Genomic DNA, 14,207 nt, shown 5'->3' on the forward strand with positions numbered 1-14,207 from the left:
GATGGACGGGCCCCTCGCGCAATCCGCTGGCCTATCTCTACCGCGCGGCGGACATGCTGATGATCGACCGCTATCGATCGTGCCGCCAGGCCGAGCAGCGCGACCAGGCCTGGGCGGAAGGACAGGGTGGCCCCGAGCCGCCCGCCGCCGAACGCGCGGTCGAGGCGCGGCAGACCGCCGAGCGGGTGGCGGCGACGCTGACCGCCCTGGGCGAGCGACCCGCGCTGATCTTCCGCAGGGTGCGGATCGACGGCGTACCCCAGAAACAGGTCGCCGCCGAACTCGGCATCAGTATCAGCACCGTCGAAAGCGATCTCCGCATGGCCGCCCATGCGCTCGCCGCCCTCAAGGAACAGATCGGATGAGCCAGGACCGCCATATCGCTTTCCCCGCCACGGATGCGGTCGCGCTCGACTGGGCGCTGCGGATGGCCGATCCGGCGCGCGCGGACTGGGATGCCTTTACCGACTGGCTGGAGGCCGACCCGGCACACGCCGAACGCTATGACCGGATGGCCGCGACCCTGCTCGACGCCGAGGATGCGCTGGCCGCGCATCCCGAACTGCTCGACGCGCCTACGCCCTTGCCGGTCGAGGAGACGCCCCGTCGCCGCCCCCTGCGCTGGATCGGCGGGGCGGTCGCCGCCGCGCTGGTCGCGACCGTCGGCGTCACCGTCTGGCCGGAACGCGCCCAGCCCTATGCGGTCGAGACGGCGGCGGGCGAGACGCGCAGCGTGCCCCTGCCGGATGGCAGCAGGATCCTGCTCGCGGGTAACAGCCGGGTCGAACTGGATCATGCCGATCCGCGCCGGGCCGTCATGGCGCGCGGCGAGGCGCTGTTCCGGGTGCAGCATGACGCAGACCATCCCTTCGCGGTGCAGGCGGGATCGCTGGCGCTGGTCGATCTGGGGACGGTGTTCGACGTGCGGCTGGGCCAGGCGCGGACCCGCGTGGCGGTCGCCGAGGGCGCGGTGATGGTCGATCCCGAGGGCGCGGCGCTGCGCCTGGATGCGGGACAGGCGGTCGTCGCGACGCGCGATCGGTTGGAGCGGGAAGGCGTCACTCCCGCCGATGTGGGCGGCTGGCGTGAGGGGCGGATGGCCTATGACGGCGTGCCCTTGAGCGATGTGGCGGAGGATGTGTCCCGCTTCCTGCCGCAGCCCATCGGTGTCGCGCCCGCCATCGCTGGCAGGCCGTTTCGCGGCACCATCGATCTGGAGGCGGTGCGGCGTGATCCCCGGCTGCTGGGGCCGTTGATGGACGTGACCGTGCGGCGCGGGGCGGTTGGCTGGATGCTGGAACCGCGCGGGTGAGGCTGGCGGGGGGCGGGATCGTCGGGATGCTGATCGTCGCGGGCGCGCCCGCGATGGCGGCGGACCGCGCGCCCGTCGACCTGCCCGCCGGAACCGTCGGTACGCAGGTGATGGCCTTGGGACGGCTGACCGGGGCCAACATCGTCGTACCCGATGCGCGGCTATGGGATCGGCCCGTGCCGCGCCTTCGCGGGCGATGGTCGGTCGAGCAAGCGCTGGCTCTGATCGCGCGGGGCAGCGGCGCGCAGGTCCAGCGGCTGGGACCGGCAAGCTGGCGGCTGGTCCCGCGCAAGGTCGTGCCGGTCGCCAAGGTGGTCCGCCGTCGCTTCATCCCGCCGCCGCCCGAAGTCCCCCCCGGCGATGTCGTCGTCACCGCCAGCAAGCGCGACACGACCCGCGATCATTTCGCCGGGCAGGTGGTGCAGGTGGCGGGTGCCGATCTGGAACTGGGCGGGGCGGGCGGCACGTCGAAGCTGGCCGACCGGATGACCGCCATCGCCTCCACCTATCTGGGTGCGGGTCGCAACAAGCTGTTCATCCGGGGAATCGCCGATTCCAGCTTCACCGGCCCGACCCAGGCGACGGTCGGGCAGTATTTCGGCGACCTGCGGCTCAGCTACAACGCGCCCGACCCAGATCTGCGACTGGCCGACCTGGCGGCGGTCGAGGTGCTGGAGGGGCCGCAGGGGACGCTGTACGGCGCGGGGTCGCTGGGCGGGCTGATCCGGCTGGTCCCCAATGCGCCCGATCCGACCCGCGCCGGGGGATCGGTGATGCTGGGCGGCTCGGCGACGACGAACGGCAGCCCCGGCGCGGACGGGCAGGCGGTGCTCAACCTGCCGCTCATCGCCGACCGGCTGGCGGTGCGGCTGGTCGCCGACAGCGCGAGCGAGGGCGGCTATATCGACAAGCCGCTGCTCGGGCGCACCGACGTCAACCGCACCCGCATCACCGGCGGACGCGCCGCGATCCGCGCCGATCTGGGCGGCGGATGGAGCGTCGAGGCGATCGGCATCGGCCAGCGCATTCGCGGCGCCGACAGCCAATATGCCGATCGCGACGGCCCGCCGCTGACCCGCTCCGCCCCCGTGACCGAGGGGTTTTCGGCGGATTTCGGCCAGGCGCAACTGGTTCTGTCGGGGCGGCTGGGCCGGGTGCGCTTCCGGTCGAGCAGCGGGATCACCGCGCATGACCTGATGGAACGCTATGACGCGACGCCGCCAGGCGGCCCGGTTCAGCTCTTCGCCCAGGCCAACGAGACGCGGATGCAGGCCAATGAGACGCGGGTCTGGCAATCCGCGCCCGACGGGTCGGGCTGGCTCGCGGGGTTCAGCTATATCCACAACCGTACTCGCCTAACGCGCCTGTTCGGCGAGCCGGATGCGCTGGTGCCGCGTACCGGCGTCGTCAACACGGTCGAGGAGGCGACCCTTTATGGCGAGGGAAGCGTGCGGCTTCTCCCCGGCCTGCTCGCGACCGGGGGCCTGCGGGTGACGCATTCGGTGCTGGACGGCGCGGGGGAGGATCTGCCCGCTGCCTTGTCCTTTCAGGCGATGGTGCGGCTGGCCGAGGTGACGGCGCGGCGGGCGCAGACGATCCTGCTGCCCTCCGCCTCCGCGCTGATCGACCTGACGCCGGGTGCGCAACTGTTCCTTCGCTATCAGCAGGGGTTTCGCCCCGGCGGGCTGACGATCGAGGGGCCGCTGGTCCGGCGCTTCCGCAACGACCGGGTCGCGACGATCGAGGCGGGATTGCGGACCGGCCAGCCGGGGCGCGATCGCTTCGACGCCTCGCTGACCCTCGCCCATACCGCGTGGCGCGATATCCAGGCCGATTTCATCGACGCGACGGGCCTGCCGAGCACCGCCAATATCGGCGATGGACAGCTCTGGACGGTCGAGGCGCTGGCGGGCTTCAAGCTGGCCCCCGGTCTGCGGATCGAGGGAGCCCTGTCCTATAACGACAGCCGCATCGATGAGCCGTCGAGCGCGCAGGCCTTCGCGCTGATGGACGGGCTGGTCGCCGATCCCGTCACCGCGCGCGCCGCGATCCTGGCGCGGTTGAGCCAGATCCCCAATATCGCCCGGATCACCGCGCGGGCGGGGGCGGTGTATCGCCGGACGCTGGCCGGTGGACGCGACCTGCGGGTCGATGGCTGGTTGCGCTATGTCGGCTCGTCGCGGCTGGGCGTCGGGCCGGTGCTGGGCGAGTTGCAGGGCAGCTATCTGGACAGCGGCGTGACCACGCGACTGGGCTTGGGCGCATATGGCGTGACGGCGGGGATCACCAATCTGGCCGATGTGCGCGGCAACCGCTTCGCGCTGGGCACGCCCTTCACCACGGGGCGGGATCAGGTGACGCCGCTCCGCCCCCGCACGATCCGGATCGGGCTGGACGCGGCGTTCTGATCAGCGGCGGGGCGGTGCCTTCCCGAACAGCGCCAGCGGCACCGCCTGAGCCATGACGCGGTAGCCCGCCGCACTGGGATGAAGGTGATCGCCGCAATCATAGGCGGGCAACAGCCGCGCGGGCTGCGCCGGATCGGCCAGCGCCTTGTCGAAATCGACCACGCCGTCGAACAGGCCGGAGGTGCGGATGAAGCGGTTGATCGCCTGTCGATCCGCCTCGGTCTCCGGGCCGGGATGATAATAGTCGTTGCCCTGGAACGGCGTGATCGTCCCGACGATCAGGCGGATGCCATGCGCGTGCGCCCGCTCGGCAAGCTGGCGATAGGCGAAGGTGATCTGCCGCACGATCGCCTGATGCGTGGCTGTGTCCACCGGGTGTTCGCGGGTCAGCATGCCCAGGTCGTTGACCCCCTCCAGCAACAGCGCATGGGTGACACCGGGCCGTGCAATCACGTCCCGGTCGAACCGCGCCATCAGGCTGGGGCCTAACCCGTCGAGCAGGACGCGATTGCCGCCGATCCCCGCATTGACCACGGAGAAGCCCCGCGTGGCCGGGCTGGCCGCCAGCCGCTTGGCCAGTTCGTCGGGCCAGCGCGTATTGCTGTCGTCGGCGATGCCATAGCCGTCGGTGATCGAATCGCCGATCGTCACGATCGTCCCGGTCTGCGCCGCATCGCGGACCTCGATATCGGACAGATTCCACCAGCCGCCGATCCTCTGCGCATCGGGGAGGGCGGTTTGTGCCGTGGCGTCGCCCGGAATCAGAAAGGTGGTCGAGCGCGCGCCCGAATGGCCGGTCGGAGTGGTGACGGCTTCGGGGAAGTAGAGGCTGACCGCGACATCGCGCCCGCGCGTGACGGGCAGGGGGATGGGGTCGGAATAGATTTCGGCTCCCGGCGGCACGATCACATCGCGCGCGCCGTCGAACAGGATGGATTGCGGCGCGGTGACATTCGACTGGCCGGGTTGCGCCATGCCGATGGTGGCGGCGCCGATCTTCAGCGGGGATTGCCCGGTGATGTTCGACAGGCGTAGCCGGATCGTCTTGCCATCGGCCGTGAGGTGGACGATCTGGCGGATGGTGGCGGGCCCGGCCTTGGCGACCTTCTCTGCATTCGGACCGTCCAGCCGCATCTGCGACGCACCCCAGGCCGGCGTCCACCGAACCTCCCGCGCCGGAGCCGCCGCCGCCAATGTCAGGCCCAGAGCGATCAGCCCGGTCAGGCGACCGGTTGCCCGGTGAAAGGCGCGCGCCTTGGTCATGTCCATCCCCTCCAAAATGTCGATCCGCGCTTGCGGCTTTGCATTATGGTAGCGATAACGGAGCGATAGGCCAATGAGAAAGCTCATGAAGCATCAATGGCTTCGGGGCGGGGAGAGAGATGATGCGCCACCTGTTCATGTCCGTCGCTTTGACGGCGCTGATGCCGGGTGCGGCCTGGGCCGCGTCGGACTGCACCGGGCCGATCGTGGCATGCGAGCGGGCGATGCCGGGGAGCCTGGCGCTGCTGGCACCCGGCCGCACGGCAACCATCGTGGTCGATGCGGGTGATGAGCCGGGCGTCGCGCGGGCTGCCCGGGATCTGGTCGCTGACCTGAAGGCGGTCGGCGGCGGCGATGTTCGGCTGGGCAACAATGCCTCACGCGGGGCCAGCGTGATCGCGGGCACGCTGGGGCACAGCGCGCTGATCGACGGACTGGTCCGGTCGGGCAAGCTCGACGTGTCGGGCCTGGCGGGGCAGTGGGAAGGCTATGTCGAACAGGTGGTCGACAATCCCCTGCCGGGAGTCGCCCGCGCACTGGTGATCGCGGGGGCGGACCGGCGCGGCACCATCTTCGGCCTCTACGACATCAGCGCCAAGGCGGGAGTCAGTCCCTGGACCTGGTGGGCGGACGTGCCGGCGCAGCGTCACCCGACGCTGTACCTGACGGCGGGTCGCGTGGCCGACCATCCGGTGGTCAAATATCGCGGCATCTTCATCAACGACGAAGAACCGGGCTTCGGCGGCTGGGCGCGCGCGAAGTTCGGCGGGATCAATCACCTGGCCTATGAGAAGGTCTTCACGCTGCTTCTGCGGTCCAAGGCCAATTTCCTCTGGCCCGCCATGTGGGGCAAGTCACTGTGGGAGGACGATCCGGCGTCCGCTCCGCTGGCGCAGGAGATGGGGGTGCTGCTGGGTACCTCGCATCACGAACCGATGCAGCGGGCGCAGGCCGACTGGAAGCGGGAGGGGCGCGGCCCCTGGGACTATAGCAAGAATGGCGATGTGCTGCGCGCCTTCTGGCGCAAGGGCATCGAACGACGGGGCAAGGCCGAGGACCCGGTGACGATCGGGATGCGCGGCGATGGCGACGAGCCGATGACCGAGGGGACCGCCACCGGCCTTCTCGAACGCATCGTCCGCGACCAGCGCCAGATCATCGCCGATGTCACTAAGCGACCCGCCGCCGAGACGCCGCAGGTCTGGGCGCTCTACAAGGAAGTGCAGGATTATTACGACAAGGGGATGCGCGTCCCCGAGGACGTGACCCTGCTGTTCGCCGACGACAATTGGGGCAATATCCGCCGCCTGCCGCCGCTGGGCGAGCATCGCGCGGGCGGGGCGGGCGTCTATTATCATTTCGATTATGTCGGTGGTCCGCGTAACTACAAATGGCTGGACACGAACGCGATCCCCCGCGTCTGGCAGCAGATGCGCATGGCCGACCAGTACGGCGCGGACCGGCTGTGGATCGTCAATGTCGGCGACCTGAAGCCGATGGAATATCCGACCAGCTTCTTCCTCGACATGGCGTGGAACCCGGCCCGCATGGATCTGGCCGCGATGCAGGCCTATCCCGTCCGCTGGGCGACGCAGCAATTCGGTCCCGCTCATGGGGCCGAAATCGGCAAGCTCCTGACTCGCTATGGCCAGCTCGCCAGCCGCCGCAAGCCCGAGCTGATCGACGCCACCACCTATGGCCTGAAGAACGGAGAATGGGCGCGGGTGCTGGGCGAATGGAATGCCCTCGACACGGCGGCGCGCGGGGTGGAGGCTCGGCTGCCCGCCGATCTGCGTGATGCCTATTACGAACTGGTGCTGCACCGGGTCGAGGCGATGACCAACCTGCACCGGCTGTACGAAGCGGTGGCCGCCAATCGTGCGGCGGCCCAGGCCGGGGACGGCGCGGCGGCGGAGCGGTTCGCTACGGCGGCGCGGGGCTATTACGCGCGCGATGCGGCTATCCGCCGCCGTTACGAGGTGGAGACGGCGGGCGGCAAATGGACCAGCATGATGGCGCAGACCCATATCGGCTATACTGGCTGGCAGCAGCCCGATGCCGATGTCATGCCCGCCTTGGCCAGCGTCGCCAAACCCCTGCCGCTACCGCCCTCCACCCCCGCGCCGCGCCTGGCACTGGCGGCGGATGCCGGTCGCGCGGTCGATGGACGGGGCATAAGCTGGCAGCGTGTGGCGGGCTTCACCGCCGAGGGCGCGGCGATGGTCGCCAACCTCGCTTCCGCGCCGGTGGTCGAGCGTCCCGGCGGGGACAGCCCGCATATCGTCTATGACCTGAACTGGGATCGCGCGGGGCCCGCGACCCTGGGCGTGGTCGCTGCCCCCGGCCTGGACGTGCGCGGCGGGGGCCAGCATCGGATCGCGGTGTCGGTCGATGGAGGCGCACCGGTGATGCTCGACCTGATGGCGGGCGAAACGGAGGAAAGCTGGGGCCGCGCGGTGATCGAAAACCGGCGCATCGCGACCACCCGCCTAACCGATCTGACCAAAGGCAGGCATCGCGTCACCCTGTGGCTGGTCGATCCCGAAATCGTGGTGCAGGGGATCACGCTCGATCCCGCCGCCTAACCGCCGCGAAGCATCCGCATGGCCTGGGCACGGAGGATGCCGATATTCTCCGCGCTCATACCCAGCACCCCGTGCCGTTCCTCGGGTAGATGGGCCAGCGGGTGGCCGTCGGGGCGAAAGACATAATGGTCGAACCACGCCCGCCACGCCGCACGCTCTGCCTCCGGACGCGCGGCGATGGCGCTCATCGCAAGCAGCAGGGGGGCGAAGGGCTGGTCCGGGCCGACTGGAAAGGCGTCCCACCAGTAATTGACCAGGATGTTAAGCGATCCGCTCGCCTCCACCCGGTGCCACCACAGCTTGGGCATATAGAGCGCGTCGCCCGCCGAGAGTTCGACCGTGATCGCACGGTCTCTCGCCCGTTCGAACCGGGGATAGCGGGAATCATCGGGTGCGGCTTCGGCGGCGAGTGCGACCGGCTGTCCGGCCATGGTGTGGTCGATCGGTCCGACATAGAGATCGCCGATCGCATTGGGCGGATAGAGGGTGAAGCGCCGCTGCCCCGCCACGACGCAGGCGATATTGTCCATCATGTCGTAATGACAGGCTATGGTCGAGGCATGGCCCATCCAGATGCGCGGCGGCACGTTCGCCGGCGCGAGGGGCAGGATATTCTCCTCCGCCAGTCCGGGCAGGACGAGCGGGATGGGGAGTGACCCAACATAGAGGGTCTCGGCCTCGTTGCGGCCCGTGACGAGGCGTTCGACGGCCTCGCTCAGCGGCATCGACTCGCGCCGGAAATTGAAGCCCGACAGATCGTCGGTATAGTGATAGCGCCCTGCGATCGCCGCATCGCCGACAAAGGCCTCGATCCGCCGCCCCGCGTCGAAGCGCGCGAGATACTCGCCCAACGCCGCCCCACCGGTCGCGGCGATCCGCGCCAGCGGCCAGTCGCGCACCGCGCCGCGAAGCACGACCGGCCGACAGGGTTCGGTCACGAGCCGCCGAAACGCCCCGGGGTCGTTCAGCGTGGCGGGGTCGACCTCGACCGCCGCGCCGCTCACCGGGCCAGTCCGCTCAGCCGGTCGTTACGCCGACGCCCGAGGAAGGGGATGTGCCGGACCGAGCCGGTGATCGCATAGACGAGTTGCAGATCGCCCGACCGGAAGAGCGCCAGCGCCGCCTCGTCGGGCAGACCGTGAAGCGCATCGAGGCTGATCGTGTAGAGCGCGTCCAGCCTCAGGCTCTCGCCATTGTCGAACTGGAAATTCAGGTCGATCGGCTCGACCAGCTTGTGCTCCAGCAGGCGCGCGATGAACCCCTCCGTCTCGGGCAGGCCGACATGCAGGCGTCGCAGCGCACCCTGCACCCGGCGGAGCGCCGGGGCCGCGCCGCCGTCCGATTCGAAGATCGGGTCTCCTTCCATCTGGGTCAGTGCGGCATGGGTGGGGTCGATCGCGATATTCTCGCCCGAGACGTAGAAACCCTGCCGCTCCAGATCGGCGGGGCGATAGCCCGCCAGGGTGGCGTTGGTCGTCAGACAGAGATTTTCGTCCGGCACCAGCCCCATCAGGGCACCGGGATAGAGATCGCCGGTCTCCGGGTGACGCGCGAACAGGATCGGGTAATGCAGCGCGGCCGGGAGAAACTCCTCGGCCACCAATTGTACGAAGTGGCGCGCCGCATCGGGCTTGGTCGAGACGCGAAGACCGGCATGACGCGCGCTGTCCAGCAATTCCATTTCGGCCATGGCGATTCGATCCTTTCGCATCCTCTCCGGCCCGATTCTGACGAGGGAACCGGACGACGAGGCCCCGGATTTGTCGGCATCCACCACCCCGCGTCAAGGCGTCGGATTAGCGGGGGGAGTAGCGAGTTGCGAACGCTCTGACAAATGCCTTGTTTCGGAGGCATTATAACGCTAACATCATGTCATCGAATGGGCGGTACGGTGGCGATAACCATCGATCGTACATTGACCATAGAACCGAAGGAGAGGGGAAGATGGTGTCTCGCACTAGCTTTGTGGGCGCATTCGTTTCGCGCCGCGGCCTGATGACCGGCGTGTCGCCGCTCATGGCCCTGGCGATGATCGCGCCGGGCGCGGCCTTTGCTCAGACTGTGGCTCCCGGAGCCGTTCGGCCGGACACCCCGGTTCAGGCCAACACCACCAGCGCCCAGGAAGCCGGAACCCCGCAGGATCAGGCGACCGCCCCCAGCGCGCAGAACAATGCGCCGTCCCCCTCGGGCGAGGTTTCGGAGGGCGAGATCATCGTCACCGGCCTGCGCAGTTCGCTCCAGCGCAACCTCGATATCAAGCGGACCGCGACCGGCGTGGTCGACGCGATTTCTGCCGAAGATATTGGCAAGTTTCCCGATTCCAACGTCGCGGCCTCGCTCCAGCGTCTGCCCGGCGTGTCGATCCAGCGCTCCGGCGCGCGCGGCGAGCCGACCGGCATCACCGTTCGCGGCTTTGGCGGCGACTTCAACACCACCCTGTATGACGGCCGTCGCATCTCGACCGCGACGGGCGGGCGCCAGATCGACTTCAGCACCGTCGGTTCGGACTTTATCGGCCAGCTGAGCGTGCTCAAGACGCCCGACGTGACGCTGGCCTCCAGCTCGATCGGTGCAACGGTCGACATCCAGTTCCCCAAGCCGTTCGACCATCCCGGCTTCCGCGTCGCGACCAGCGCCTCGGGTTCGCTCCAGGATCGCGCGGGTCAGGTCGTGCCGACACTGGGCGCGCTGGTCAGCGATACCTTCGCCAATGATACGCTGGGTATCCTGTCGAGTTTCATCTATACCCGGCGTGATACCGATACCAATCGCGTCTATGTGTCGGGTTGGCCGGGCGGCAACTTCGCGCCGTGCCAGTTGGCGGGCAGCACCGCCGCGACCTGCGCACCGACCACCGACGCCAGCGCTGCCCCCAGCAACCGCCGCACCCTGACCGGCTGGTTCCCGCAGCAATATGGCGCGGAGCAGCAGCGGACCAAGGACGAACGCGTCGACGGTCGCGTGGCCCTGCAATGGCACCCGAACAATGACCTGATGGTCACGCTCGACAACAACTTCTCGCGCCAGACGATCTCGACCGACATTTACGGCTTCGGCGTGTGGTTCAGCCAGGAGTCGCTGCGCAACGTCCAGCAGGACGCCAACGGCACGGCAGTCAGCTTCACCCAGGCGGGGTCGCCGACCGACTTCACCGCGGCGATGAACAAGCAGATCCTCCAGACCAACCAGACCGGCCTGAACGTCAAGTGGGACGTCAATGAGAAGGTGACCGTCGAGGCGGACGGCGCCTATGCCAAGAGCTGGCTGAACCCCGGCAACACCATCGGCAGCAGCAATGGCGATATCGGCTATGGTGGCGCGCTGGGCACCAATCTGGGCTTCAACGTCACCGCCGACAGTAACAAGGCGTTCCCGACGATCAGCAATTTCGGTCCCGCCGGCAATGGCGGTCGCTGGGCCGATCCGACCGCGATCGGATCGCACGTCACCGTGCTCCAGACCCAGCAGAATACCGACGAACTGAAGCAATTCCGCGGCGTCGTGACCTGGAAAGAGGACAACATCACCCTCAAGGCGGGCGGCCAATATACCGACGACACCTTCAACCTGCTGAACCGCAGCACCTTCACGAACAATTTCTGGCAGGCCTATGCCGGTTATGGTGCGCCGTCGGGTCAGGGATCGGGTATCTCGCCGCTGCCGTCGAGCCTGTACCAAGGGTCGATCAGCCTCAACAACTTCATCCCGGGCTTTTCGGGCAGCCTGCCGCCATCGGTCCTGATCTACAGCCCGCAGGCCTATCAGAATTACCTGACCAGCCTGGGCAATCCCCAGGCGCAGAACGTGCCCGGCTTCAACTATAATGGCGGGGTGAACGGCTTCACCGGCCAGTTCACCGAAGCGGTCGACCCGGGCAGCATCCTGTCGGTCAACGAAAAGACCCTGTCGCTGTTCTTCAGCGGCAGAATGGAAGGGCAGATCGGTTCCATGCCGCTGCACGCCGCCTTCGGCGTGCGGACGGAGAACACGCGCCTCCTGTCGATCGGTCAGGGGCGTGCGCCGACGTCGATCACGCGGAGCACCGCCGATCCGACGCTGCTGTCGATCGCCTTCACCGACGTCCAGCCGATTTCGAACCGCAGCAGCTATACCTATGTGCTGCCCTCGGTCGATCTGCGACTGGAGGTGACGGACAATCTGCAATTGCGCTTCGACGCATCGCGCACCCTGACCCGTCCGGGCCTGAGCCTGCTGAACCCCGTCGTCGGCATCGGCAACGGCCAGCGCGTCGGCGCATTGTCCGGCAGCGGCGGCAATCCGAACCTGAAGCCCTATCTTGCCGACAATTTCGACGTTGCGGCGGAATGGTATTATCAGCGCAACTCGTACATCGCGGTTGACCTCTTCCTGAAGAATGTCAGCAACTTCATCGTCGGCGGCGTGACCAATCAGACGGTCGGCGGCGTGATCGACCCGACGACGGGCCGCCCGGGCGGTCTTCGCCATCACGGCCCAGGTCAACGGGCCCGATGCGACGGTGCGCGGCGTCGAAATCGCGTGGCAGCAGGTGTTCGGCGACAGCGGCTTCGGCTTCCAGGCGAACGGCACCTTCGTCAACACCAACAAGCCCTATGATCCCAAGGTCGTCGGGCAGAGCGGCTTCGCGGTCACGGGTCTGGCGAATTCGGCGAACTTCGTCGGCTTCTATGACAAGAACGGCTTCCAGTTCCGCACCGCGCTCAACTGGCGGGACGAGTATCTGTCGGGCTTTGGACAGAACCAGAATACCGGCTCCTATGGTGCCGAGCCGACCTTCGTGAACCAGAGCTTCCAGGTCGATCTGACCAGCAGCTACGACGTGACGAAGAACTTCTCGATCTTCGGCGAGGTGCTGAACATCAACAAGAACAAGCAGAGCACCCATGGCCGGTTCAAGAACCAGCTGCTCGACGTGTTCGATTACGGTCGGCGCTTCACGCTCGGCGCCCGCTATCGCTTCTGACGATAGCCACTGGCGGGGATGTCGGGCTGCCGCTTGACATCCCCGTCCTTTCCCGGACCCTTTGGCCCCATGGTTCAGCCTGTTCAGCATATCGTGATCGTCGGCGGCGGGACCGCCGGCTGGTTGGCCGCGGGCGTCATCGCCGCGCGGCATCAGGGGCGGCGACCGCATGGCTTCACCGTCACGCTGGTCGAGTCCCCCAATGTCCCGATCATCGGCGTGGGCGAGGGGACCTGGCCGACATTGCGCACCACGCTGCGCAAGATGGGCGTGTCGGAGACGGCGTTTTTCCGGGAGTGCGACGCCTCGTTCAAACAGGGCGCGCGGTTCAATCGCTGGACCACCGGTGCGGCGGATGACGGCTATTACCACCCGCTGATGCTGCCGCAGAGCTTTGGGCAGGTGAACCTCGCGCCGCACTGGCTGGCGGGTGAGGGGGAGGCGAGTTTTTGCGACGCGGTGACGCCGCAGGGGCGCATCTGCGACGCGGGGCTGGCCCCCAAGACGATCGCCACGCCGGAATATGAGGCGCTGGCGAACTATGCCTATCATCTGGACGCGGGCAAATTCGCCGACTTCCTGCGCCGCCATTGTACCGAGCGACTGGGCGTGCGGCATGTGCTCGCCGATGTCGAAGAGGTGTTGCTGACCGAGAGCGGCGACATCCGTGCGGTTCGGACCACCCAGGCGGGTGAGGTTGCGGGCGATCTGTTCGTCGATTGCACCGGCTTCCGCTCGCTCCTGCTGGGCGAGGCGTTGGGGGTGCCGTTCAAGCCGTTGAACGACGTACTGTTCTGCGACACGGCGCTGGCGATCCAGGTGCCCTATGACGATCCCGAAGCGCCGATCGCCTCGCACACCATCTCGACCGCTCAGTCGTCGGGGTGGATTTGGGATATCGGCCTGCCGACCCGGCGCGGCGTCGGCCATGTCTTTTCCAGTAGCCATATCGGGCGCGACGAAGCAGAGCGGGAATTGTGCGCCTATCTGGGCGAGGCGGGGCGGGATTTGCCCGTTCGTGAGTTGAAGATCCGCGCCGGGCACAGGACGCGCTTCTGGGAGCGGAATTGCGTCGGCGTCGGGCTGGCGGCGGGGTTCCTCGAACCGTTGGAGGCGTCCGCGATCGTTCTGATCGAACTCTCCGCCAAGCTGATCGCCGAGCAGATGCCCGCCTGCCGGGAGGTGATGGACACGGTCGCGCGGCGGTTCAACGACACCACCCTCTATCGCTGGGGCCGGATCGTCGATTTCCTGAAACTCCATTATTCGCTGACGAAGCGGACCGATACCGATTTCTGGCGCGACAATTGCCGTCCCGAAACCATGCCCGAGCGATTGCGGGAACTGATGGAGTTGTGGCGCTATCAGGTGCCGTGGATGCACGAGGAGTTCGACCGGGTGGAGGAGGTGTTTCCTTCCGCCAGCTATCAATATGTCCTCTACGGCATGGGCCAGCGGACCGAGATCGTACCGGGGAGTCTGGTCGCCGAGACGGTCGCGGCGGAGCGGGCCCGGCGGGAGAATGACGTGCAGACCGGCCGGCTGCTCGCTGGGCTGCCGCGCCACCGTGACCTGATCCGCAAGATCGTCGAGCGGGGATTGCCGACGATTTAGTTGGTGAGGGTGTCGCGTGGCCTTCGACTTCGCTCAGGCTGAACGGAGCGGAGGATCGAAGG

10 protein-coding genes are annotated in these 14,207 nt (G+C 67.7%); 7 read left to right on the forward strand and 3 right to left on the reverse strand.

What is annotated here, in order from left to right:
- The first annotated feature begins 53 nt into the window (after window positions 1-53).
- Genes QE379_RS09930 through QE379_RS09940 form a run of 3 tightly spaced genes read left to right on the forward strand, consistent with a single transcriptional unit; the run spans window position 54 to window position 3,720 of the window.
- Window positions 54-365 carry an RNA polymerase sigma factor gene (locus QE379_RS09930; protein WP_307000033.1) on the forward strand — a complete coding sequence of 104 codons (312 nt, stop codon included), beginning with the start codon at window positions 54-56 and terminating at the stop codon, window positions 363-365.
- Window positions 362-1,312: a FecR domain-containing protein gene (locus QE379_RS09935; protein WP_307000036.1), complete on the forward strand. Its 951-nt coding sequence runs from the start codon at window positions 362-364 to the stop codon at window positions 1,310-1,312. The genes QE379_RS09930 and QE379_RS09935 overlap by 4 nt, the downstream gene beginning before the upstream one ends.
- Complete coding sequence (locus tag QE379_RS09940; protein ID WP_307000040.1) at window positions 1,309-3,720, forward strand: TonB-dependent receptor; 2,412 nt, start codon at window positions 1,309-1,311, stop codon at window positions 3,718-3,720. The genes QE379_RS09935 and QE379_RS09940 overlap by 4 nt, the downstream gene beginning before the upstream one ends.
- On the opposite strand, the gene QE379_RS09945 is transcribed toward QE379_RS09940, so the two are convergent.
- The gene (locus tag QE379_RS09945) at window positions 3,721-5,070 is read right to left on the reverse strand and encodes an SGNH/GDSL hydrolase family protein (protein ID WP_307000042.1); all 1,350 of its coding nucleotides are present in this window, start codon (window positions 5,068-5,070) and stop codon (window positions 3,721-3,723) included. It lies immediately after the preceding gene.
- 50 nt (window positions 5,071-5,120) lie between these two features.
- On the opposite strand from QE379_RS09945, the gene QE379_RS09950 reads away from it, so the two are divergent.
- The gene (locus QE379_RS09950; protein ID WP_307000044.1) at window positions 5,121-7,568 is read left to right on the forward strand and encodes a glycosyl hydrolase 115 family protein; all 2,448 of its coding nucleotides are present in this window, start codon (window positions 5,121-5,123) and stop codon (window positions 7,566-7,568) included.
- Here QE379_RS09950 and QE379_RS09955 read toward each other — a convergent pair.
- Together QE379_RS09955 and QE379_RS09960 are read right to left on the reverse strand one after the other, a co-directional pair.
- Window positions 7,565-8,572: a cupin-like domain-containing protein gene (locus tag QE379_RS09955; RefSeq protein WP_307000047.1), complete on the reverse strand. Its 1,008-nt coding sequence runs from the start codon at window positions 8,570-8,572 to the stop codon at window positions 7,565-7,567. The two genes, QE379_RS09950 and QE379_RS09955, sit on opposite strands and share 4 nt — an antisense overlap.
- Window positions 8,569-9,258: a SapC family protein gene (locus QE379_RS09960; protein WP_307000049.1), complete on the reverse strand. Its 690-nt coding sequence runs from the start codon at window positions 9,256-9,258 to the stop codon at window positions 8,569-8,571. The genes QE379_RS09955 and QE379_RS09960 overlap by 4 nt, the downstream gene beginning before the upstream one ends.
- A 254-nt stretch (window positions 9,259-9,512) precedes the next feature.
- Here QE379_RS09960 and QE379_RS09965 point away from each other — a divergent pair, with 254 nt between their 5' ends.
- The 3 genes from QE379_RS09965 to QE379_RS09970 all read left to right on the forward strand — a co-directional run bounded on the left by QE379_RS09965 (window position 9,513) and on the right by QE379_RS09970 (window position 14,145).
- The gene (locus QE379_RS09965) at window positions 9,513-12,164 is read left to right on the forward strand and encodes a TonB-dependent receptor (protein WP_373461761.1); all 2,652 of its coding nucleotides are present in this window, start codon (window positions 9,513-9,515) and stop codon (window positions 12,162-12,164) included.
- Window positions 12,067-12,531, forward strand: a complete 465-nt coding sequence (locus QE379_RS19605; protein ID WP_373461762.1) for a hypothetical protein — start codon at window positions 12,067-12,069, stop codon at window positions 12,529-12,531. Before QE379_RS09965 ends, QE379_RS19605 begins: the two co-directional genes overlap by 98 nt.
- A gap of 69 nt (window positions 12,532-12,600) precedes the next feature.
- The gene (locus QE379_RS09970; RefSeq protein WP_307000051.1) at window positions 12,601-14,145 is read left to right on the forward strand and encodes a tryptophan halogenase family protein; all 1,545 of its coding nucleotides are present in this window, start codon (window positions 12,601-12,603) and stop codon (window positions 14,143-14,145) included.
- The last annotated feature ends 62 nt before the right edge of the window (window positions 14,146-14,207 follow it).

The sequence above is a fragment of the Sphingomonas sp. SORGH_AS_0879 genome (assembly GCF_030819175.1).
GTDB lineage: Bacteria > Pseudomonadota > Alphaproteobacteria > Sphingomonadales > Sphingomonadaceae > Sphingomonas.

What these genes read in the sequence shown, in the direction of transcription:
- QE379_RS09930 (WP_307000033.1), top strand. Translation starts at nt 54, where the DNA reads ATGCTGATGATCGACCGCTATCGATCGTGCCGCCAGGCCGAGCAGCGC.
- QE379_RS09935 (WP_307000036.1), top strand. Translation starts at nt 362, where the DNA reads ATGAGCCAGGACCGCCATATCGCTTTCCCCGCCACGGATGCGGTCGCG.
- QE379_RS09945 (WP_307000042.1), bottom strand. Translation starts at nt 5,070, where the DNA reads ATGAGCTTTCTCATTGGCCTATCGCTCCGTTATCGCTACCATAATGCA.
- QE379_RS09950 (WP_307000044.1), top strand. Translation starts at nt 5,121, where the DNA reads ATGTCCGTCGCTTTGACGGCGCTGATGCCGGGTGCGGCCTGGGCCGCG.
- QE379_RS09960 (WP_307000049.1), bottom strand. Translation starts at nt 9,258, where the DNA reads ATGGCCGAAATGGAATTGCTGGACAGCGCGCGTCATGCCGGTCTTCGC.
- QE379_RS09965 (WP_373461761.1), top strand. Translation starts at nt 9,513, where the DNA reads ATGGTGTCTCGCACTAGCTTTGTGGGCGCATTCGTTTCGCGCCGCGGC.
- QE379_RS09970 (WP_307000051.1), top strand. Translation starts at nt 12,601, where the DNA reads ATGGTTCAGCCTGTTCAGCATATCGTGATCGTCGGCGGCGGGACCGCC.